Source organism: Paenibacillus sp. PK1-4R (genome assembly GCF_030369595.1).
Classification (GTDB): domain Bacteria; phylum Bacillota; class Bacilli; order Paenibacillales; family Paenibacillaceae; genus Paenibacillus.
The window spans coordinates 6,247,518-6,270,923 of sequence record NZ_CP126535.1 but is presented as its reverse complement, the minus strand read 5'-3'; the positions used below and the strand labels follow the sequence as shown (position 1 = coordinate 6,270,923).

Below are 23,406 nucleotides of genomic sequence, written 5' to 3'. Positions count from 1 at the left end.
TCGTGATGTCTAAGATTGATATACAAGATGGGAGAGACGTTTCAGACATGCTGGGGAAACATGGGAAACAGCTGGAAGACGTTAAGGGCAGTAAGGTGAAGAAATGGGCAATTGTGACGCTGGCGGGTGTGATCTGGATTGCACCGGTGATGAGCGCAGGTGGACAGATGTGGTCAGGCACTTCGTGGCAATCGGTGGCCGCAGCGGCATCTACGAATACAAGCAAGTTGAGTGAAGAAATTCTGACTTCGGGTGCGAAGCTCATGAAATACAGATATACAACAACACGTTCCGGTTCCAAGGTCAACGTACTAGCGGATGTAATCCAAGTGGATCTGCAGAATCCGTATGTGAAGCTGGATGTGATGACAGGCAAAGGCGGTAATCTGAACAGTAAACAGAGCACTGGTGCCATGGCTAAGGAAAATGGTGCAGTAGCCGCTGTGAATGGCGATTACTTTAATGTATCCGGCGAGCTCGCGCCCATTGGTGGACAGGTCTCCGATGGCGTGCTGGTCTCCACACCTTCTGAACTGTCAGGCATGTATGCCCTCACGGTGACCAAGGATGGCAAGCCAATGATCGACGAGTATTCTTTTGACGGAACCGTGAAGGCACAGGATGGTTCAACCTTTGCTTTGCGTGGGATAAATAAAGAGGACTATACAGTAGAGTCGGGCTCGGTGAAATATAGTCATGCCAACTCGATGTATATTTATACACCGGCATGGACATCCACCAAACGTCCAAATGACCCTTCCACAACGCCAACAGAGGTACTCGTGCAGAACGGAGTCATTACCCAAATCTCGGATAAAAAAGCGTTAAACATGACGGTGCCGCAGGATGGGTACATTTTGCGTGCGCATGGAACAGCGGCGACATGGATCATGAGTCATCTATCCGTTGGGCAAACCTTGGATGCGGATTACAAGCTGAAAGCCAAAACAACCGGGCAATCGGTCGATCCAAGTAATCTGGAGATGATGATTGGCGGTCATACGATTCTTGTGAACGGTGGAAAGGCAGCATCCTTTTCCCGTGATATCGCATCTTCCGGCATCGGTGGCATTCGTGCAAGAACGGCAGTAGGGTACTCCCAGGATGGTCGGTATGTCTACATCATTGCAGCGGAGAAAAACAGTAACAGCAGCGGGATGTCGCTGACGGAACTGCAATCCTTTATGACCAGTGTGGGTGTCTGGAAAGGCATGAACCTGGACGGAGGCGGCTCCACAACAATGGTAACACGTCCGCTAGGTGAGCAGACAGCCGGTCTGACGTTTAACACAGAATATGGCACCGAGCAACGTCAGGTTGTAAACACGCTAGGTGTGTTCTCTACGGCTCCTGTAGGTAAACTGAAGGGCTTTGCCGTGAGTGGCAGCCAAACGTTGCTGGTGGGACAAGAGGGCAAGTACACAGCCAAAGGATATGACACCTACTACAACCCGATTGCAACAGGCGATATCAGCATGTCCTGGAAGTCCAGCAACAACGGCATCGTGAGTGTTAGCAACGGCACAATCAAAGGCGTGAAGCCAGGTACAGCAACCCTGACGGCAACGAGCAATGGAGCTTCATCCTCCATTAAAGTATCGGTACTGGGTGGAAGTGAATTGGCTTCCCTGACAGCAGGATCAGGTCTCGGTTCCCTCAAAGCGGGCACAACGATGTCCATTCCGGTAACGGCAACAACGAAGAGCGGACAAAGTGTTACGGTTCCAGCGGACTCGCTGACATGGGAATTTATCGGATTCAAAGGTAAAGTTACTGCTGACCAATTAACCGTATCTTCCGTCAATTCTGGTGCACAAGTGGGATATGCGATTGGTCGTTATGATGGTTACAGCACAGTTGTAGTCCTCTCGGCTTCTGCAAGCGAAACGATCTGGGAGAACTTCGAAAACGTGAATTATCCGATTAACTTCACAACGAACGCAGCGGGTGTAACTGGTACGGCAACCGTTACAGCAGGAACTGGTGAAAAAGCCGGCTCCAATGTACTGCAACTCGGTTATGATATGACTGCTGGAACAGGCAAAATGTACGCTTATGCACAACTGAATGGCTCTACCGGTAGAGAGGTATCTGCTGCAGCTACATCGATGTCGATGGATGTTATGGGAGATAAGAGCCTAAACTGGTTACGTGCCGAATTCACAGATGCCAATGGCAAAACGGTATATGCCGATCTCGCCAAGGCGATTGACTGGAACGGGTGGAAGAAGCTGAGCGTGGACCTAAACGGACTGAACATCGCCTATCCGGCGAAGCTGAAGCGGGTCTATGTGGTGAACGTGGAAGAAGGTCAGGATGAGCGTGCGAAATCAGGTACGGTTGCTTTTGACAATATCGCATTCACGATGCCTTCCAAGTCCAGTGAAGTAGGATTGCCTACGGGGACAGCTTCGCTCGTGCTTGGACAGAAGTCGATGACGGTGAACGGAACGAAAAAAGCCATTGATGCAGCACCGGTCCTGAAAAATGGTACGACGTATGTGCCAATCAAACATGTTTTGGACGCTTTTGGTGGTCAGGCAAGCTGGGATAGCAAAAATCAGCGGATCACGGTATTACGTGGTGGCAAGCTGATTGATCTGGTTGTAGGGCAGAAAGAATTCATTCTGAATGGTAAAAGACAGAGCGCAACTGTTGCACCATACGTAACGGGTGGTAGGACTTTAGTCCCGCTTAGACTCGTTTCCGAGCAACTTGGTCTGACTGTAAAATGGGAACAGAAAACGAAGACCGTTACCATCTCATCGTGATATGGTATGATATATACCGGAAACGATAGAAATGGAGTCGAACAAACGTGGATTTACAAGCCGATGCCATAGACCGCGTCATTAAAAACGCCATACAAGTCATGGAAAACAGCAAATATCAAATGTTCGAAATTATGGACGCAACTCGCGATGAGCTGAAAACACTCAACGAGGAGTTAAAGTCGGTACTGAAGGAGACGGCGGAAACGATCGAGAAAGTAGATCAATTGGAACTGAACTACCGCCGTTCCCGGATCCGGCTGACTGAGGTTAGCCGTGACTTTGTCCGTTATTCCGAGCATGATATCAAGCAGGCGTACGAGAAAGCAACACAGCTGCAGCTGGATCTGATGATTTATCGTGAGAAGGAAATGTATCTGAAGGCCCGTCGGGATGATCTGCAGAAGCGTGCCAAAAATGTGGAAGCTTCAGTGGAACGTGCCGAGACCATCGGTTCGCAGATGGGTGTTGTACTCGAGTACCTGTCAGGTGAACTGGGTCAAGTGACCCGGATCATCGAATCTGCCAAAAATCGACAAATGATTGGTTTGAAAATAATTTTGGCCCAGGAAGAAGAGCGGAAACGTATTGCTCGTGAGATTCATGACGGGCCTGCGCAGATGCTCGCCAATCTAGTGCTTAGGACGGAAATTGTAGAAAGAATGCTCATTAAGCAGGATTTTAAGATGGTCCAGGCCGAAATAGTAGATTTGAAAGGCCAGGTTCGTTCCAGTCTTGAAGAAATGAGAAAAGTTATTTTCAATCTGCGTCCTATGGCACTGGATGATCTGGGACTGATTCCAACGCTTCGGAAGTACGTGCAGGATTTTGAGGTAAAAACGAAAATCCGGTCGCTTTTTGAAACAAGAGGTAAAGAACACCGTTTATCTTCTGCGATGGAGGCTGCGATCTACCGCCTTGTGCAGGAAGGTCTGTCGAATGCTGCAAAGCATGCTTATCCCACTTATGTTGTGGTGGAGATTACATACCAGGCTCAGCTCGTCAAAATTGTCGTTCAGGACAATGGGCTTGGGTTCAAACCGGAGCTTCTTGCGAAGAAAAGCAAGGATCATACCCACTTCGGTCTGATTGGGATGAGAGAACGGGTTGAACTGTTAGAAGGAAGAATAGAGATTGAATCCGGAGAAAATCAAGGAACCAAAATAGTGATTCATATCCCGACAAACGTGGATAAGGGAAAGGAGTAGCAGGATGATGGAAAACCGTGATACTGGTAAAGCATCGATTAAAGTTCTTTTGGCTGATGATCATCAGCTGTTCCGTGAGGGACTGAAACGCATTTTAAATATGGAGGACGACATTGAGGTCATCGGCGAATGCGGCGATGGTATTCAAGTGCTCGAATTCTGCAATCAGGATAAACCTGATATCGTATTGATGGATATCAACATGCCAATCGAAAATGGGGTAGAAGCAACGGAGAAATTGCGTGAGCTGTTCCCTGATGTCAAAGTAATTATCTTGTCCATTCATGATGATGAAAGTTATGTATTTGAGACGCTTCGTAAAGGGGCTAACGGATACTTGCTGAAAGATATGGAGGCCGAGTCTCTGATCAATGCGATTCGTTCCGTGCATGAAGGACATGCGTTCATTCATCCGAAAGTAACAGGCAAACTGATTATGCAGCTGCGTCGTATGACGTATCTTAATGAAACAGGGGCAATGAGTGAAGGAGCTTCGAAGGAAGCAGGTGTTAAATTTGTCGCTGGCGACAATAACCCGCTCACACGTCGTGAGGCTGAAGTACTTCGCTTGATGGCAGAAGGTAAGAGCAACAAAATGATTGGTGAATTCCTGTTCATCAGTGAAAAAACAGTAAAAAACCATGTCAGCAGTATTCTGCAGAAGATGGAAGTGGACGACCGTACGCAAGCTGTTATCAATTCGATCAAATATGGTTGGGTTACGCTCTAATACCTTATGTTTTTCGTAAAGCAGTATTCTTACGGTAAGTCAGTCCATTGGTTGATTCAACCTAGACGAAGTATAGATTGGTGTTCACTCGCGCCCTTTCCAGAATGTTGGATTGGTCTGCGGGTTAATGGACTTTATCACTGCAAATGAGCAAAGTGTAAGGTTGTGCGGAACATATGTTCAAGCTTAGGCGTGAATGAATGACCTGGCCTGTCTTTCTTCGTCCGGTGTCGATCAGCGTGGAATATGAGTGATAGGAAATGCAAGTGTAACCCTTCAGAAAGTACAGCATATACTTGTTGTATACAGGGATGTTCGCCATGGGTGAGCATGACCTTCCGAGGAGGTGCAGTTGCCATGGTTGCTCATCTGACTATGATTCTGCTCATATACTTCCTGGCGGCAATGGCCGTTCATGCCATGCACCAGCGCCATCTTTCCCGTCCGGAATCTGAAGGTTTCGAGCAGATCCTGCTCATCCCTTCCAATCAGGCAGGGCGGATCGAAGGCATTGTAAGAGAACTTTGCCGGGAATTATTATACCGTGGTAAGAGCTTCAGATTAACCGTTGTTGCTGATCGTACAGAAGCGGAAACGATTACGATTATTGAAAAGCTTATGCAAAGGCAAGGAATGGAGACATCTTATCTGCCTGCTGTCCCTGCTGATATTGAACGGGTAGCACAGACCGATCACACTTTTCGACTGATTGATTTGCGTGAGTCAGAGCAATAAATCATCATGTGAACGGGAAATGGGAATAACATTTCGCAGATCTACAGTGAAAAGATTACAGCAGAAGCTGTAGTCTTTTTTTGTAATTGTAGCCAAGTCTGCTTTTAAATTAAAAATGGGTTTTTATGCAATCTATGGTTATTGGCTGGGTATGAGGAGTTCTTGATCACAGAAATAAGATTTTCGAAGTCAGAACTCTTAATTTAAAAGTATAGACGATTCAGATTGGAAAAAGTTTCGCAATTTTATAGAAAGATTCTGGTTATTAGCAGAATTGTATGATGGTATCATGTTGTGTGACTAATCTTGTGATGTAGAGATTCAATTGGTATAGTGATAAGTAGATTAATCATAAGAAGATGAAATATGGACATGAAGCACATGCTCCGGCGAACAGCCGGGTTGGCATGTGCTTTTTTTGCGTTTAGGAGAAAGTAGGATGGGGGAGGAGAGTAAATGAAGGTTGCTTTGTATGTGTGCCGTGTAGGGGAAGGGTGGAGCATGATGTTATCAATCGACATTCGAGTGGATGTGGCTTGGTGGCTGGAGGGTGGAAGTGGGCGACATGTGCTGCGCTGGTTGTTGTTAGATAAGGCGTTGCCATTAAGTCAGGCATCTTGGTTGGTTGAACATTTTGAGATGGAGCGGGGCATGGATCAGTGGGGCGAGCGCGAATGGCAGAGTTATCTTGCGCGGAAGCTGGATGTGTATGAACTGGCCTCGGGTGAAACAGAGGCTAGGAAAGCTACAGCGGGCAAAGCGGGGAGTGCCGCTGTGCGTGGCATTCAGGTAGGCGGGATGCCAGAGACGTATCCCGCCGGACAGTGGGCTCAGCTGGAGCAGCACGCGGCCCTGCTGGCTGAGCGGATCAGCGGCCGCCAATTACTGGCGGCCGAGGCGGAGGCGTTGCTGGCGGATACCGCCCTGCCGCCAGGGGAGTGGCGCGCGGCGGCGCAGCTCGCGCGCTTGCACGGGCGGCTGAGTATCACAGCCGCCCTCAAAGGGCCTGCCACGCGCCGTCCGCACGCGTGGCTTGGACGCGCGCGGAGCGCGCCCCGCTGCCACCGTTGTGGCAGCGAAGCCAGGCAGCGCGTGCCCTGCGCTGCCTGCGGCCTGGCGGCGTGCGCCTACTGCGAGGCTTGCCTCGCGCTGGGGCGCAGCCGTGCTTGTGCGCTGTTGCTACGCAGTGCAGCGCAAGGGGCCGTGTCACGACGCGGCGAAGCATCGCGTGGCACGGCTTTGGCCCACACCGGCGGCGGGCTCGCCCGGTGGGGGCTTAGCGCAGCGCAGAGCGCGGCAGCAGCCGCGGCGCTTGCGTTTTTGGCCCGGCCACCCGCAGGGGATGGGCCGGGGCGGTTCTTGCTGTGGGCCGTGACCGGGGCCGGCAAGACCGAAATGATTTTCCCCCTGCTCCAACATACATTGGACCGCGGTGGACGAGCACTGGTCGCTACGCCGCGCAGGGATGTGGTGCTGGAACTAGCTCCGCGTCTGGCCAAAGCTTTTCCGGACACCTCACTCGCTACCCTTTACGGAGGCAGTGACGAACGCTGGAAAGACGCGCAGCTCACGCTCGCGACCACACACCAACTGATGCGTTTTTATCAGGGGTTTGATCTCGTTATCATCGACGAACTGGATGCGTTCCCTTATCACAACGATCCCATGCTCGCTCACGCGGCAGCATCCTCCTGTAAACCGGACGGGAATTTTGTCTATCTATCTGCCACACCGCCAGCTCGGCTGCAGAAGGAAGCGGCAAAGGGGACGCTCGCCCATGCCAAAGTCCCGGTACGTTTCCACCGTCATCCGTTGCCTGTTCCGCGCTTGGTCAAGATGGTTACCGTTGCTGAATGTATTAAGAAACGAACTCTTCCTTCTGCTTTGAAGACTAACATCCAAATTTCATTGAAGCGTGACGCCCAGGTATTTGTGTTTGTGACACGCATTGCCCAGATTGAGGCGTTCGTGAACTTGATGCGTCGTAGTTTTCCCGGAATCCATATTGAAGGAACATCATCTCAGGACCCCGATCGTGCTAGCAAAGTTAAAGCCTTTCGTGATCGCAACATTCGTTTGCTCGTAACGACAACGATTCTGGAGCGTGGCGTGACCATTCCGCGCAGCGATGTCTTTATTTTAGATGCAGACAATGGTCTCTTTGATGAAGCTTCACTGGTTCAGATGGCGGGCAGAGCAGGGCGTTCCATGGATGACCCGGCGGGTAGAGTGGTTTTTGCATCGTCTCGTCGGACACGTTCTCAGGTGAAGGCCGTTGCACAGATCCGAAAAATGAATACCATCGCTCGTCGCAAAGGTTATCTGCACCCACCATCCCAAACCTAATTGGCATCTGCCAATTTCGGTTCCACATTTCATATTACATTCCCAAAACTGGAGGTTTACTCCCCTATGTTCAACTGGCTCAGTAACATAACCGATTATGCGCAGCACCTGACCGGGCGTCTTCATCACCTGCTCGCCCCACCTGGGGCGACTTGTCTGACATGCGGCACTCGAGCGATTCTGTCTTCAATCTATCCGGGCATATGCCCGCGTTGTATGAAGCAGATTCCATGGATTCGTTCCATCCGCTGTCTGCGTTGTGGTCGGGGTGTCGGTTGTCCGGACTGTGCTCGTCCACATATGCAAAACCATTCTTTTATCCTCAACCGCAGCGCCGTACAATACAACACTCTTATGAAAGAATGGATCGGCATGTACAAATTCAGAGGCCATGAACGATACGCGCCGCTCTTAACCGCGCTGTTGATTCAAGCCTTTAAAGCGATGAGTGAGGAGCAGAATTCTGCTTTGGCAAAAGAACCCCCAGCCCCCGTGGCTCATCCCGCCACACTTGCTCAACAGTCGCAATGGCGGCCTGACGCGGTCACCTATGTCCCGGTGAGCAGCGAGCGCCTGGCCGAGCGCGGCTTCAATCAGGCGGAGCGGCTGGCTGCTGGACTCGTCACCGCCTGCCGCCTGCCCATCGTTGATCTGTTGCAGCGCCAGATCAACACCACCAAACAAAGCTTCAAATCACGGGGTGAGCGTATTGAAACGATGAAGAACGCTTTTTCCATCAACCCGGACGGCATGAAGTTAATTGAAGAGCTATACAGGGGATCTCATCTGCCAACACGAAAGGGCATATCGCATGCCAAACCCATACAGTTACTGCTGGTTGATGATATATACACAACAGGTAGCACCTTAGACGCTTGTGGGCGGGTTATTCTAAATGCTGGCTTCCACATGGAGATTCCGGTCGAGATTTACACACTAACACTGGCAAGATCCTAATTAATAAATGGACGTTTAATATATTTATGGAATAAATTTTATTATTAATGTACGAATAGTATGCTCCGCTGTAGGAGATTGGAGCGATATTATAAGCAATATGGCCATGAGTGTGATTTCGTATATGTGCATCCTGTTCCCCTCTTTTGTTTTGCAAATAGACTATAGCTTCATCAGAGAAAATAAGGTAATGTATACTTATTATCTATTCGGAAATGGAAGTTTGAGAGGGGCGTTTTAGCGATGAATCTAGGCAATTGTCCTCGCTGTGGTAAATTATATGCGTTGAATTTTCGAGATGTATGTTCAAACTGTATTAAGGAAATAGAGAAGGAATATCAGATCTGTGTAGATTATTTGCGCGAAAACAAGGGCACCAACATACAGGAGCTATCCGATGCAACAGAAGTTTCAATTAAAAACATTACCAAGTTCATCCGTGAGGGACGAATTTCCATCGAGAATGCCCCGAATATGATGTATCCTTGTGAAGTATGCGGAACATTGATTCGTGAAGGTCATATGTGCGACTCTTGCCGCAATCGTTTAACGAAAGACTTGGCAGGAGCAGCTCGTGAAGTAGGTCAGAAGGATAACAACAATTTAGGCGGACGAACCTACAATGCTCTCGACAAACTACGCGATTAATAGGAGCGAGGGCTCAAATACATGTTTTGCTATAACAAATGTTTTGAAACGTACCGATAAACTTATTAAAGATTATCGGTTTTTTTATTATCCTAATCATTTTGACAACATAAAGATTAAAGTAAGAAAAACGTATATCAACATAAACTCCTAATCATGGAAGGAAGTGCATTTTAAATGAAAATCAATGAACCGAGTAGAATTGGCGCCATCAATTCATATCAAAGGAACGTTGAATCCAATCAGCAGGCTGATGCCAAGAAGAGCCGCCGTAAGGACGAAGTATCCATTTCTCCGGAGGCGATGAAGATGCTTGAGGAACAAAGTCGTACACAGGATGCAGGACGCATACAGCGGATACAGGAACTGAAGGAACAGGTCAGTTCCGGAACGTATCAGGTAGATAGTAGCAAGCTTGCTGACAAGCTGCTGCCGTATTTTAAGTCTTTTGATAAGGAATAGGTGATTACGTAATGGCAGCACTGGACAGATTGATTGCAGTTTTACAGCAAATGGAACAAAGTCACCGCGATATGCTGGCACTCAGCGAGGTCAAGAGACAGGTTATTGTCAAAAATGATGTAGATGAACTCATTGCCCTCCTCAACAAAGAATCTCGTTTCATGAAACAACAGGAGCCATTGGAGATCGAACGGCAGAGTGCAGTTCACGAACTGTTGCAGGAGCGGGGCATTAAGTCCATGCTGAACCTGAATATCACCGAGATCTCAAAGCTGATTTTTGATCCGGCTGACAAACTGCGATTGCTTGAAGTCCAGAAGAAGCTGGCGGGAACACTGCAGGAGTTAAAAGAAATTAATCAACTGAATCAAAAGTTGATCGAGCAATCGCTGATGTTTATTGACTTATCTATGGACATCTTTGCTTCTCGACCAGAACAGGATGCCACATATCAGCATCCTGCTGATAAGAACGGTAATCCAGGGCGAATCGGTCTGTTTGACACGCGTGCCTGATTAATTAGGGGGAAACCAGGTGACATCTACATTTCATTCAATCGAAACGGCTAAACGCAGTTTGTTCACACAGACGACAGCTCTTAGCACAACAGGCCATAATATAGCCAATGCCAACACGGAAGGTTACTCACGCCAAAAGGTAAACATGCAGGCATCTATTCCGATGGAGCCGTTCGCATTTCTGCATAGTACAACACCAGGACAGCTCGGTACAGGGGTAGAATTTGACTCCATTACACGTGTGCGTGAGAAGTTCCTGGATGACCAGTATCGCAATGAAAACACCAACTTCGGGAGTTGGTCCATTCAACGAGATACTCTTGAGAAACTTGAAGCTATTGTAAATGAACCATCAAACACTGGTTTTCGAACCGTTATGGATAATTTCTACAAATCATGGTCAGATCTGAGTAAAAATCCTGAGGATGTCACAGCACGGCGGATCGTAAAAGAAACGACGTTGGCTCTGACCGATGCGATGAATCAGATTAGCCGTCAACTGGATGCACTTAGCGAGGATCTTGATAGTAACATTGCTGTGAAAGGCAATGAAATTCAGGGCTACCTGGGTAATATAGCGAACCTTAATAGTGCAATTGTAAAAGTCGAGTCTCTTGGCGACAATGCCAACGATTTACGTGACCAACGTGATCTGATGACAGACAAGCTTTCCAAAATCATGAATGTTACCGTTACGGATTCTCCGCAAGGATACCAGGTTCAGATGAATGGACAGGCACTCGTCACTGGTGGGGCGGTACAAGTAGCGGTTGATCCTGCTTTTCTGAATGCTGCATATACAGCAGGCACGCTCACCAACGGCGAGGTCCACGGTATGATCAAGTCCAGAGACACTTTGGTGAGTGATTACCAGAAGCAAATGGATGACTTAGCCAACACGTTGGCTAACGGAGATATCCAACTTACGATTCCTGCTGGTTCTGTCCTGCCTGACAACACTGTTTTGGATGGTGTTACATATACAGGGGCTGCTCGTACACTGGTTGCAGATCTGACGGTAACAGTAAAAGGCTTAAATGGTCTGCATCAACTTGGTTACAGTATGGACGGAACGACCGCACCGGGCCTACCATTCTTCACAGCATCGGGTGGTGGAACAGCGATCACAGCAGGAAATATTTCTTTAAATGCGGCGATTCTAGCTGATCCAAATAAGATCGCAACCTCTTTGCGCACAACTACCGATTCTTCAGGGGCGGAAACAGTAATTAAAGGTAACAATACACTGGCTAATCTGCTGGCTAATTTGAAGGATACTCCAATGAAATCCGTTGATGGTTTGCGTAATGCAACGATTGGCGCTCAGTTTAGTGCAATCGTTGGACAGTTGGGTGTTCAATCTCAGGAAGCGGCACGTCAAACGTCCAATTCTGAGTTTCTCGTAGAACAAGTGGACACTCGCCGTCAATCGGTCAGTGGTGTTTCCTTGGATGAAGAGATGGCCAACATGATTAAATTTCAGCATGCTTATAGTGCTTCTGCACGTTTTATGACCACATATGACCAATTGCTCGAAAAATTAATTAACTCTACCGGCGTAGTAGGCAGATAATAGAAAGGAGTGACATAATAGACGATGAGAATTACGAATAATATGTTGAGCTCGCAATTGATTCTTAACTTGAACCGTAATGCACAACAGATGAATAGTACACAAACTCAATTGGCAACGGGACGTAAGATCAACAAACCTTCTGACGATCCGGTAGGGATTACGTACTCCCTTCGTTATCGTGCAGAACTGTCTTCCAATGAACAGTATCAAAAAAATGTGGATAGCGCTGTATCATGGTTGGATTTTAATGATACAGTAATGGACCAAGCAGGCAGCGTGGTTCAGCGGTTGAGAGAATTGACGGTACAGGCAGCTACGGGGACTAACCCTCAATCTGCACTAGATAGCATCAACGAAGAGGTCAAACAATTAAAAGCACAACTTGTTGATATTTCAAACAGCACGTTGAATGGGAAGTATGTATTTAATGGTGAAACCTACGATGTGAAACCTTATGACTTTCCTACCAGTGCTGACGGTTCGTTCGATACAACTAATGCTGCTTCCGTCGTTACTGATTCGGGTAAAATTAATTTTATCGTGGGTGAGAGTATCCAATTACCAATTAACGTAACCGGTAATGAAGTGTTTGGTGATTCAACGGAAGCCGATAATCTATTTGTAATCTTTAATACGATTAGTCAGGCTCTCGCCAGTGGGGATCAAAAAGAAGTGTCGAATCAGCTTGCAAACATTGATACTCGAACAAACAAGATCCTCGGAATTCGTGCAGAAATCGGGGCGAAAACCAATCGCGTCGAACTCATGCAAGGTCGATTAAGTGATCTTGAAGTGAACTTAACGGATTTGCAAGCAAAGGTTGAGGATGCAGATTACGCTGAGTTATCAATAAAGTCTAAAATCCAGGAAAACATATATAATGCTTCACTTTCTGCTGGTGCTAAAATTATATCTCAGTCATTAGTTGATTTTCTTAGATAACAAAGGAGAGATCATCTGATGAATACTCTTCCAGTGGTACAAATACACACAACGCCCACGCTATTACATATCGATGCGGACATTGGTCAGTATTCGATTCGTCAGCCGAAGGCGGAGGTCCAACTCCATACCAAGCCTAGTAAATTAACGGTGCAAAGCCATGCAATAGAGCTGAATGTGGATCAGTCCAAGGCTTTTTCTGCCTATCATGGTGGGAATATGATTGATATGAATGCCCGAATATATTCGGGTATTCAGCAATTATTCATGCAGAATATGGCTGAACGTGTGCAACAAGGGAATGATATGGCAGCCATCCACAAACCAGGCAATACAATTGCCAATATTGTAGGAACCAATTGGCAAGCTAAGCCGTTCCCGGAGACACGCACGGCAGCTTCCTCTGATAATGTGGATGTACGTGTGTTTACGCAAGCACCAGACATTCGCTTTGAAGCAGCGGAATCCGAGATGAATGTAATTGTGAACAAGCCAGAGATTGAATATCAACGAGGTAAATTGGATATTTATGTGCAGCAATATGCTTCCATACAATACACTCCACCTACGATTGATATGGAATTATAATATATAATGTAGAGCTATAGACGGTTATAATACCCCGCTATAGCTTTTTTCTATAAAATCATCGCCAAGGAGGCGTTTATTATTTTTATTGAGACAAGTACATGGGGAAAAATTGAAGTAGATGAAAACAGCACATATCAATTTCCAAGAGGTCTACCTGGTTTTGAAAATGAAACTAGTTTTGCACTGATCCCTTGGGAAGACACGCCATTTAGTTACTTGCAATCATTAACGGAGAAAGAACTCTCTTTCTTGGTAGTCAGTCCATTTGAGTTTAAACAGGATTATAGTTTTGAACTGAGTGAAGAAGATAAAGAAGAACTCAAAATTGAAAAAGATGTAGCCGTTTATTCCATAGTCACTATACATTCAGATGTGACAAAATCAACGATGAATCTCTTGGCCCCAGTTATAATTAATCCTGCACATCGGGTAGGCAAGCAAGTTGTTCTTCAGCAAACAGGTTATATGACTAAACATCTCATATGGACAGAAGAAGCGACTTCGGCTAAGGAGGGGGTCTGAAATGTTAGTATTGTCACGTAAAAAGGGCGAATCTATTATCATTCAAGATAACATTGAAGTAACTGTATTGGCAGTGGAAGGTGATACAGTGCGAATTGGTATCTCCGCCCCCAAACAGATTGATATCTTTCGGAAAGAGGTATATGCATCTATTCAGGAGGCTAATCGCGAGTCTGCAAAACCCGATGCTCCTAGTGTCGCTGCTTTTATGGAGTTGCTCCAAGGTATTGAAAAAAAATAAAAATAAAAATATTCCTTTTTACTATTAACAGTTCTTCTCTTCCTGTCGATATATAGTTTAGACGCTGCTTCGGCAGGGCGGCCGACCTTAATGTCGCGGCGTTTACCACAAGGATGTGGAACTAACTTATTTTCAGGGAGGAAATTTCTAATGATTATCAACCACAATATTTCTGCAATGAACACTCACCGTCAATTGGGTGCAAACACAACTAACACAAACAAAGCAATCGAGAAATTGTCTTCGGGTCTGCGTATCAACCGTGCTGGTGACGATGCTGCAGGTTTGGCAATCTCCGAAAAAATGCGTGGACAAATCCGCGGTTTGGATATGGCTACTAAAAACTCTCAAGATGGTATCTCTTTGATCCAAACTGCCGAGGGTGCATTGAACGAAACTCACTCTATTTTACAACGTATGCGTGAGCTGGCTGTTCAATCTTCGAATGATACTAATACAAATAAAGACCGTGTAAACCTTCAAAATGAAGTGGACGAGCTTGCAAAAGAAATCACTCGTATTTCTAACACAACTGAGTTTAACACTAAAAAATTGTTGGATGGATCTGCAAGTACTGGTGCGCATGCTAGTGCTTCCAACTTGACATTCCATATTGGTGCAAACGCAGCTCAAAATATTTCTTTGACAATTAAAGCGATGGATGCGGGTACTCTTAAAGTAGCTGGCGCTGGTGCTAGTACAGCGGCATCTAATACTGCTGGAGCAACTACAAATGATGGCATTAGTATCTCATCACAGGCTTCTGCAGATGGAGCTATTACAACAATTAACGATGCTATAGAAACAGTTTCTGCAGAGCGTTCTAAATTGGGTGCTTACCAAAACCGTTTGGAGCACACAATTAACAACTTGGGAACTACTTCCGAGAACTTGTCTGCTGCTGAATCCCGTATTCGTGACGTAGACATGGCTAAAGAAATGATGAACCAAACGAAAAACAACATCTTGGCTCAAGCTTCCCAAGCGATGTTGGCACAAGCAAACCAACAGCCACAAGCTGTTCTGCAATTGCTTCGTTAATTTCAATAAAAAAATATCAAAACAAAAAGGCTGTCAGGTTTTCCTGGCAGCCTTTTTGTTTTATTCGCAGTATAATTTCAAGATGTTTGAGACTTATCTTTTCTAACAAAAGACATTACATTTTCCGACATATAGTATAAGACTATTAGAGATGAGAGGACAAACATGAGCAAAACAATATCGTTATGTATGATTGTCAAAAATGAAGAACAGGTACTCAGTCGATGTCTGGAAAGTGCCAAAGATGTCGTTAATGAAATTATTATTGTTGATACGGGGTCAACGGATACAACTCTTGATATTGCTCGTAAGTATACAGATAAAATATATTCCTTTGAATGGGTAAATGACTTTTCAGCAGCAAGGAATGAATCACTTAAATATGCAACTTCAGACTATATATTGGTATTGGATGCTGATGAATATTTAGAAGTAGGAGCGAATTTTCAGGAAAACTTGGAAAGTGACTGTGACTACTATTTATTGAAAATTAGAAATGAAATATCGTGGGATAGAAATTTTACTTTTACAGCAATTAGATTATTTAAAAATTATATCTCGTTAAAGTATGAAAATAGATTGCATGAGCATTTGAACATCGTTAGGGACACGATAAAGTACAATATGGGCGAATCCAACTTGCTAATTAATCATGTTGGATATACCGATGATAAGATGCTCGAAAAAGATAAACATAAGCGGAATTTGCCTTTAATGGAGCTTGAAGTAGCAGAAAATGCTACAGCTTATAATCTTTACAATATGGGAAAAACCTATTTTGCTATTCAAGAATATACGAAAGCGGTAGATTTTTTCAAACAGGCATATCCACTAAGTAAAGATAGAGTCTTTCTTCCAGAGTTGCTTACGAAATTAGCTTATGCTTTGGCTGAAATTAGTCATATGGAAGATGCTTTATCGATACTAACAGATGCAGTCATGATGTTTCCTAAAGAAACTGAAATGAGATACATTTTGGGGTTGGTTTACCAGAAAGCTGAGCATTACCGGGATGCTGAGGCGTGCTTTCGTAAATGTATAGAACTTGGAGACCAGGGCTCCCTAGTTACTGAAGGTAGCGGCGGTTATATGGCTCATATGAGGTTATCCGAATTGTATGAGGAAATCGGACTTTTAGAAGATAGTTATAAAGAATTAGCATGTGTGTTAAGTCTAAAGAAGAACTTTGCCCCAGCTCTTCAACAGTTTTTAAATCTCACGCTCAAACTAAACATGAGATCCGAGGACATTCAAACTGGAATTCAACAGCACTATACGTTAAAAAGTGTAGATGATTTACAACAGTTGTTAGATATTATGTATTGCGTACGTAATCCTTTATTGGATTATTACCTTACAACTTATAACATAACAGTACAACCTAATGTTCTGGCAACTTCTAAAATTTACAACAAAAAGTATAGAGAGGCCAGCTCATTATGGAATGAAATAGCGGATAAAGAACATGAAAATGTACAGGATTTATTGCTGTTAGCATTCCTTCTGAATGATATTAGTAATTTAGTGCATATACAAAAATTATTGAAATTAAGTAACAAAGAAAGAAATACTCTGGAAAAGATGATCACGGGTCAGGATGGTAAATACATGTTCTCTTCCGTGATTGAGAGTCTCTTGTTGGAAAATTGCCGTCAAATGATTATTTTGGAAGAGTTTGAACAATTTCAGAGACTTGTCGAGAAAATGATAAAAATCAATTCGGAGACAAGACTGAATATCGGCAAGTTGCTAAGTGATTATCGATTTGATGAGTTGGCTATTGATATCTTAATCACTATGTTCAAAGCTAAACCCAATAATGTTCAGCTTGTCGGGTTGCTAGGTGATCTATGTCTTAGAAATGATTACTTTGAGGATGCGAAGTTGTTCTATAGTAAGCTTCTTATACTTGAACCTAAATACAATTCGTATGAAAGGATTTTAAATTATTATGAAAAGGTAATTGACACTGAAGGAGTTGTAAAGATAAAGATGGAGATGGAAAAGCGATATCCTTACGCTTTACATTTGCAAAAAGCATAGTGAGAACATAAGGTACTATTGAATAATTTGGTATAGTTAACTCTCTCTATACGATAAACTCACTTTTAAAAATTACTAATTTGTAAACGAAGTTTATTATGATTAAGTTGCTGCCAAAGGGGGATATTAGCAAATGAAAGTCGTTATATTAGCAGGTGGAAGAGGTACTCGGATAAGTGAAGAGTCTCATTTGAAGCCTAAACCCATGATTGAAATTGGAGATGCACCAATACTATGGCATATTATGAAAACTTATTCTTCCTTCGGATATCATGAATTTATTATATGTCTAGGGTACAAGGGTTACATTATTAAAGAGTACTTTGCCAATTACTATCGACACATGTCTGAAGCAATTACGTATGATTTCTCTTCAGGATTGGATGCCACAGTAAGTGTTCATAGAAATTCAGTTGAACCTTGGAAAGTTACATTGGTGGATACAGGGTTAAATTCCATGACTGGCAGCAGAATTAAGATAATTGAACCATATGTAGGAAATCATCCATTTATGCTAACATATGGAGATGGTTTAGCTGATATTAATATTGAGCAGTTGGTAAAAAATCATAAGGAAAGTGGGAAGCTAGCCACGATTACAGGCGTACAACCTGATGGCAGGTTTGGACGACTAGAACTGGATGGTAATTCAGTCACTGGCTTCACAGAGAAGGTAAAGGGAGATGGTGGTTGGATCAATGGTGGCTTTATGGTCTGCCAACCGCAAGTTTTTAATTATATTGAAGATTTTGAAAATACAATTTTAGAGCAAGAACCGTTACAAAATTTAGCAAAAGATGAACAACTTAATGTCTATAAACACGAAGGGTTTTGGCAACCAATGGATACTCTTCGTGAAAAAATTATATTGGATGAGCTTTGGCATGGACATAAAGCACCTTGGAAGGTTTGGTCAGATTAGAATATATACAGATAATGGAGGGTATATGTTTAAGACTTCGATGACTGAAGATGAGCTACAAAAGTATGTTATTCATCAATTAAATAATTTCTATCCAGACAACCGGTTATCGAATAAAGAATATATATTCAAATGGGCAATAAGAGAAGCACTTGAACGCACGCATTTTTGTTTCAAACATGTTTCGTTACCAGCGTATCACCGCGATGGGACAACGTATTTTTCTCATTTGCACTCCGATCAATATACCGTCTTTATATGGTTCTTATCTAATGCGATATGGAAAAGATTCAAAGATGCTGAAATAGCTGCTAAGTTGTTTAATCTAAACAAGGCGCTAAACGGTTTTCTATGTATGTATGATGCAGAGTTACCTGATATTTTTCTTGTTTTACATGGGAACGGAGTAGTGTTGGGCAAGGCTTCTTATAGTAACTTCCTTGTATGTTATCAGGGATGTACTGTGGGGGCTATAGAGGGCCAATACCCTAAACTAGGTCGTGGTGTTGCTTTAGCTCCTAACTCAACAGTAATTGGTGAATGTAATGTGGGGAATTTAGTCACTATAGGGAATCAAGCACTCCTCAGAAATACAGATCTGAGTGATGTTTCATTGTACTACCGTCATATAGACACAGGTAAGCATATAAATCAATCAACAGACACTCCTTGGGCACAGACATTTTATAATGTACCTATTTCATGACATGGAGATGAATCCTGACAGTGAAAACAATTTTAATTAGTGGTGCGAATGGTTATATTGGTCTTCACATGGCCACGGTACTTGAAAGTTTGAACTACAGAGTACTTAAAGCTACCAGAGATTCGTACGGAGATCTCCTGATGGATTTTACTGATCCGGATAAGGTAGCTGAAATGAAATACAGCGATATTGATGTGATGATACATCTGGTTTCACCTAGCGATAACACGCACTCAGAATCAAATCATGAAGCTATAATTGACAATACTGCTAAGGTTTGTGCAGCACTAACTTTCTGTGAGAATAATAAAATACCTAGTTTCATATATGTATCAAGCTTTCATGTTTTCGGAGTATCCCCAGGTGAATTAACAGAAGATTCCCCTCCCATGCCAATTAATAATTATGGGCTTGCACATTATGAGGCTGAACAAACAGTAATCAGGTTTAATAGAACAAATGGAGTTAGAACTTGGATAGTTCGCCCGTCCAATGTTTTTGGTGTACCTAAGGATTTAGCTAAATTCAAAAGATGGAATCTCATACCTTTTGCATTTTGTGAAGAAGCAGTAAATAATCATGAAATTATACTCCGTACTTCAGGGAAACAACTACGTAACTTCGTAGGTGTTACTGATCTTTGTCGAAAAATAGCTTGGATTATTAGAGAGAAACCTTCTTATGAAATTTTACATGCTTATGGTGAGGAAACGATGAGTGTTCTGAATTATGCGTATCTTGTTCAGAAAGTTTCGCAAGAAAGATTCAATATGCCCGTGCAAATTATTCATCCCGAAGTGGAAGAAAAGGTAGTTCATTTTCAATTTACAAGCTCAAATGATTGTCCAGAACTGTATCCTACGGAGAGCTTGGAAATATTCGTATATAAAATGCTGGGAGAGCTCCTTAAGCGCTCATCAGAAAGGAAATACTAGACATGATATGTTGTATATGTGGACAAGTCTGTCATTTTGAAGAAATATATAACGGTGCTCCACACAGTGTGATGCTTGATTATGATACGGAACAAGTTCAGGTGCGCGATATTGACATTTACCACTGTCATTCATGTGGACACACTCAGATTCCGTCTCATATAAATGAAAGCTACTATGAAGAATATTCAATGGGCTCTTTTTGGGGGGCGAGTTTTAAAAGTGTTCGAGAGCAACAAGTTGAACGTTTATCTTTACTTGCTCCATCAAATAATAAATTCCTTGATATTGGATGTGGTGTTGGACACTATCTTGAGTTGGCCCAGAAGTACTTCATAGAAATTCAGGGTGTGGAACCTTCTAGTTCTAGTGTTCTAATTGCTCGGGAAAAGGGCTTCAATGTGACTCATGATTTTTTTCATCAAGGATTAAGTTTTGAATCGGGATTTGATGTAATAACTTTAATAGAAGTTTTGGAACATCTTGAAGATCCGCTAGAGATGATAAAGCAAGCAGCGACACATCTAAAAGAAAGCGGTGTGCTGTTGGTTGAAGTTCCTAACGGACAACGAATTTTTGAGAAAAAACTGTATAATAATCTTTGTACTGATCACATCCAATATTTTTCAGTAACCAGTCTATCAGCAATGGCCTGTCGTGCTGGATTGAGTGTTGTATGTGTGCAGGAATCAGCAGATCCTAATTTACTGGAAATTTATATGAGAAAGGTGCCGAAATCTCTAGTGGATTTTAGCACGAAGCGGCAAAAGGATCTTAATAGAATCGTCTCTCAACTCTCTCCCAATTCTAAGGTTGCAGGTTGGGGCGCAGGAGCGGAAGCCACTTGTTTTTTGGCAATGTTAAGAAATGAAATCCAGATACAATGTCTCTTTGATAGTGACAACGCCAAGCATGGACATTATCTTTCTCGCATTCTCATTAAAAAACCTACATCTGAAGCGGTCTCTGAATTAAATACTATTATTATTTTTGCTAATGCACATATAAATCAAATACAAACTCAGCTTAAACAACTTGGATTTTCTGGGGAAATAATAACATTCAAATAATAAAATCACAATCTAAGTAATAGAAAGTTAGGTGGACATGCATGTTGATTCATCCTACGCCGTTGAATAAAGCGGCAGTTATTGAATTAGAACCTATTACGGACAGTCGCGGATATTTTGCCAGAAGTTTTTGTCAGACGGAAATGAAAGCAAAAGGGATTAACTTCAATATGACTCAATCCAATGTAGCTTTTAACTTGAAATCCGGAACACTCAGAGGTATGCACTTTCAAAAACCACCCTATAGCGAAGACAAAATCGTAACGTGCTTCAGTGGTGCGATATACGACGTTATTATAGATTTGAATTATAAAAGTTCTACATTTGGAAAATGGTATGGGGTGACACTGTCGGAAAAAAATCGCTTTTCTTTATATGTTCCTAAAGGTTTCGCGCATGGTTATAAGACCCTAACAGACAATACAAATATTCATTATATGGTAAGTGAGAGCTATACACCTTCACATGAATCTGGAGTTCGTTGGAATGATGAGGCGTTTGGCATAGAGTGGCCTGAGTCAGAACATACCATCATCTCACAAAAAGATGAATCATGGAATGCTTTTAATATGAAAACAGATGGTATTGAATTATAAAGGGAGACTAAAATGGATAATTTGACCGCAACAAAACTTCTTGAATCTCTGCATGTTGGACGTGAAGGAATAATTTATTTGGAAAATTGTATTAAACAAGAAGAAATGAGCCTTTCAAACATGGGAATATTCGATGAATTCCTAGGCTTAATACGTGTAGTAGAAAACTTAACAAACACATCAACTATACCTAACAGAGTTAAGGAAATTAATGCTAATATAATTTTTTATATTAATGAGCTTAAACTAAATATGAAGTCTGATAAAGTAGAATCTTTTTTATATAATTTCAAATTTCATTTTACCTCTTTGTTTAGAATTTTAGAGTATGAAGTAGCTTATTTGGTAGAAAACATAGTTACGAAGAGGGACTACCCGGATTTTTATCCTGAGATTGGGATTGTGGACCATGAAGATATTATTATGAAGGGTAAAAATTCAAAGTGTAAAGTCAGTATAGTTCTACTGGCATATAATAATCTCAGTTATACCAAGGATTGCGTTGAGAGCATTTTAATGAATACTGGCGATGTAGATTATGAATTGATTTTGGTAGACAATGGTTCTACTGATGGAACAAAAGAGTATTTTGATTCTATTATTGGGGCAAAAGTAATTCATCTAAAATATAACATACATCTCGTTAAAGGATTTAATATTGGATTAATGGCAGCAGAAGGTAAATATTGTGCTGCTGTATGTAATGATTTTATTTTCACACCGAATTGGATAGAAAATTTGATGATTTGTATCGAATCAGACCAAAAAATTGGTTTTGTCTCACCAGGTGCAACATTTATTTCAAATTTGCAGCAAATTCCAGTTCCATTTGTCTCTAAAGAAGATTTTCAAGAGCGGGCTAAAGATTACAATGTAAGTGATCCTGCTAAGTGGGAAGAGCGTGTAGTATTATTACCCAATGTGTTGTGTTGTCCCACAGCTCTTTTAGATCGAATTGGATATTATGATACACGTTATTATCGTGGTGAATTTTTGGACGATGACATAAGCTTTAGAATCAGAAGAGCGGGATATAAGCTCGTATACTGTGGGGATACTGTAGCTCACCACTACGGTAGTTTGACTACAGCAGTTGACCACCAATCTAATTCCTTGCAAGAGGGAAGAGAAACTTTTCAGGAAAGATACGACTTGGATGCTTGGTTGGATGCGCGTATGAATGTAGCCTATCTCGATGTTGATGAAAATTTACTTTCAGGAGTTAATTCAATTCTGGGTATTGATGTAAAATGTGGGGCTACTTTATTGCAATTAAAGAATCGTATTTGGTCAAATTATGGGAATAAACCAATGGTTTATGTTTGTTCTACAGAGAGAAAGTATGATCTGGATGTTAGAAGTATTTCTGAGCAAGTCGTTGTGCTTGAAAATTTAATTCAACTTTCTTCGGTTGAGAATGTCAACGTTGACTTAGCTTATATTGAGAAACCATTGGATTTATATTCTGAAGATTTAGATACAATATTTAGTAGTGTCGCTGACAAGATGAATACCAATGGTAAGTTGATTTTTATGGTTAACAACGTAATTAGCATTGAAGTATTATACGAAATGTTGAACTCTTCTCATTCTATTCATAATCGTAAACATTACATCCCTGACGTAATTTGCATTCAAGCAAGGATGCATGGTTTTGAATTAACATCAATTACTAACTATGCTTCACAACAAAGTGCTGATCGTGATCAGATTGTGAATAATTTAGCAAGTTTTTTAGCTAAGGGTGAGAGAAAAGAAACGGAATATTTGAAATCATTACTAAACCATAATTATGGATTATATCAAATGAATTATGTTGGAATTTAAATTTATAAGAAAGTCAAGA

The 23,406-nt window shown here is 42.7% G+C and carries 22 protein-coding genes; all 22 read left to right on the top strand.

Features of this window, described 5'->3' with window-relative positions; translation table 11 throughout:
* Positions 1 to 47: 47 nt before the first annotated feature.
* Complete coding sequence (locus QNO02_RS27330; RefSeq protein ID WP_289390500.1) at positions 48 to 2,771, top strand: stalk domain-containing protein; 2,724 nt, start codon at positions 48 to 50, stop codon at positions 2,769 to 2,771.
* Positions 2,772 to 2,818: 47 nt separating this feature from the next.
* Positions 2,819 to 3,979: a sensor histidine kinase gene (locus QNO02_RS27325; protein ID WP_074092506.1), complete on the top strand. Its 1,161-nt coding sequence runs from the start codon at positions 2,819 to 2,821 to the stop codon at positions 3,977 to 3,979.
* A 7-nt stretch (positions 3,980 to 3,986) separates the two neighbouring features.
* Positions 3,987 to 4,709: a response regulator transcription factor gene (locus QNO02_RS27320; protein ID WP_026081439.1), complete on the top strand. Its 723-nt coding sequence runs from the start codon at positions 3,987 to 3,989 to the stop codon at positions 4,707 to 4,709.
* 324 nt (positions 4,710 to 5,033) lie between these two features.
* A complete protein-coding gene (locus QNO02_RS27315; RefSeq protein ID WP_219845530.1) occupies positions 5,034 to 5,444 on the top strand; it encodes a hypothetical protein in 411 nt (136 codons plus the stop codon).
* Between the two features lie 456 nt (positions 5,445 to 5,900).
* On the top strand, positions 5,901 to 7,790 hold the full coding sequence (locus tag QNO02_RS30435) for a helicase-related protein (RefSeq protein ID WP_289390499.1): 1,890 nt from the start codon (positions 5,901 to 5,903) through the stop codon (positions 7,788 to 7,790).
* A 66-nt stretch (positions 7,791 to 7,856) separates the two neighbouring features.
* Positions 7,857 to 8,747 carry a ComFC family protein gene (locus tag QNO02_RS27305; RefSeq protein ID WP_289390498.1) on the top strand — a complete coding sequence of 297 codons (891 nt, stop codon included), beginning with the start codon at positions 7,857 to 7,859 and terminating at the stop codon, positions 8,745 to 8,747.
* Between the two features lie 243 nt (positions 8,748 to 8,990).
* Positions 8,991 to 9,395 (top strand): TIGR03826 family flagellar region protein, encoded by a 405-nt coding sequence (locus QNO02_RS27300; RefSeq protein ID WP_289390497.1) that lies wholly within the window; start codon positions 8,991 to 8,993, stop codon positions 9,393 to 9,395.
* A 177-nt stretch (positions 9,396 to 9,572) separates the two neighbouring features.
* A complete protein-coding gene (flgM, locus tag QNO02_RS27295) occupies positions 9,573 to 9,857 on the top strand; it encodes a flagellar biosynthesis anti-sigma factor FlgM (RefSeq protein WP_047840678.1) in 285 nt (94 codons plus the stop codon).
* Positions 9,858 to 9,868: 11 nt separating this feature from the next.
* Positions 9,869 to 10,372: a flagellar protein FlgN gene (locus QNO02_RS27290; RefSeq protein ID WP_289390496.1), complete on the top strand. Its 504-nt coding sequence runs from the start codon at positions 9,869 to 9,871 to the stop codon at positions 10,370 to 10,372.
* A gap of 19 nt (positions 10,373 to 10,391) precedes the next feature.
* Entirely contained in the window at positions 10,392 to 11,948 is a 1,557-nt protein-coding gene (flgK, locus tag QNO02_RS27285) for a flagellar hook-associated protein FlgK (protein ID WP_289390495.1), read from the top strand.
* A 24-nt stretch (positions 11,949 to 11,972) separates the two neighbouring features.
* Complete coding sequence (flgL, locus tag QNO02_RS27280) at positions 11,973 to 12,893, top strand: flagellar hook-associated protein FlgL (protein ID WP_289390494.1); 921 nt, start codon at positions 11,973 to 11,975, stop codon at positions 12,891 to 12,893.
* 18 nt (positions 12,894 to 12,911) lie between these two features.
* Positions 12,912 to 13,481 carry a DUF6470 family protein gene (locus QNO02_RS27275; RefSeq protein WP_289390493.1) on the top strand — a complete coding sequence of 190 codons (570 nt, stop codon included), beginning with the start codon at positions 12,912 to 12,914 and terminating at the stop codon, positions 13,479 to 13,481.
* Between the two features lie 39 nt (positions 13,482 to 13,520).
* A complete protein-coding gene (gene fliW / locus QNO02_RS27270) occupies positions 13,521 to 14,006 on the top strand; it encodes a flagellar assembly protein FliW (protein ID WP_353959133.1) in 486 nt (161 codons plus the stop codon).
* A gap of 1 nt (position 14,007) precedes the next feature.
* Positions 14,008 to 14,247, top strand: coding sequence for a carbon storage regulator CsrA (gene csrA, locus QNO02_RS27265; protein WP_289390492.1), 240 nt, complete (start codon positions 14,008 to 14,010; stop codon positions 14,245 to 14,247).
* A 150-nt stretch (positions 14,248 to 14,397) separates the two neighbouring features.
* On the top strand, positions 14,398 to 15,288 hold the full coding sequence (gene hag, locus QNO02_RS27260; RefSeq protein ID WP_289390491.1) for a flagellin Hag: 891 nt from the start codon (positions 14,398 to 14,400) through the stop codon (positions 15,286 to 15,288).
* A 165-nt stretch (positions 15,289 to 15,453) separates the two neighbouring features.
* A complete protein-coding gene (locus QNO02_RS27255; protein ID WP_289390490.1) occupies positions 15,454 to 17,331 on the top strand; it encodes a glycosyltransferase in 1,878 nt (625 codons plus the stop codon).
* Positions 17,332 to 17,464: 133 nt separating this feature from the next.
* Positions 17,465 to 18,253 carry a glucose-1-phosphate cytidylyltransferase gene (gene rfbF / locus QNO02_RS27250; protein WP_289390489.1) on the top strand — a complete coding sequence of 263 codons (789 nt, stop codon included), beginning with the start codon at positions 17,465 to 17,467 and terminating at the stop codon, positions 18,251 to 18,253.
* Positions 18,254 to 18,278: 25 nt separating this feature from the next.
* Positions 18,279 to 18,959: an LbetaH domain-containing protein gene (locus tag QNO02_RS27245; RefSeq protein WP_289390488.1), complete on the top strand. Its 681-nt coding sequence runs from the start codon at positions 18,279 to 18,281 to the stop codon at positions 18,957 to 18,959.
* Positions 18,960 to 18,979: 20 nt separating this feature from the next.
* The gene (locus QNO02_RS27240) at positions 18,980 to 19,894 is read left to right on the top strand and encodes an NAD-dependent epimerase/dehydratase family protein (RefSeq protein ID WP_353959087.1); all 915 of its coding nucleotides are present in this window, start codon (positions 18,980 to 18,982) and stop codon (positions 19,892 to 19,894) included.
* 71 nt (positions 19,895 to 19,965) lie between these two features.
* A complete protein-coding gene (locus QNO02_RS27235) occupies positions 19,966 to 20,964 on the top strand; it encodes a class I SAM-dependent methyltransferase (protein WP_289392902.1) in 999 nt (332 codons plus the stop codon).
* Between the two features lie 41 nt (positions 20,965 to 21,005).
* Positions 21,006 to 21,560 carry a dTDP-4-dehydrorhamnose 3,5-epimerase gene (gene rfbC / locus QNO02_RS27230; protein ID WP_289390487.1) on the top strand — a complete coding sequence of 185 codons (555 nt, stop codon included), beginning with the start codon at positions 21,006 to 21,008 and terminating at the stop codon, positions 21,558 to 21,560.
* Between the two features lie 12 nt (positions 21,561 to 21,572).
* Positions 21,573 to 23,387: a glycosyltransferase family 2 protein gene (locus QNO02_RS27225; protein WP_289390486.1), complete on the top strand. Its 1,815-nt coding sequence runs from the start codon at positions 21,573 to 21,575 to the stop codon at positions 23,385 to 23,387.
* Positions 23,388 to 23,406: the final 19 nt, after the last annotated feature.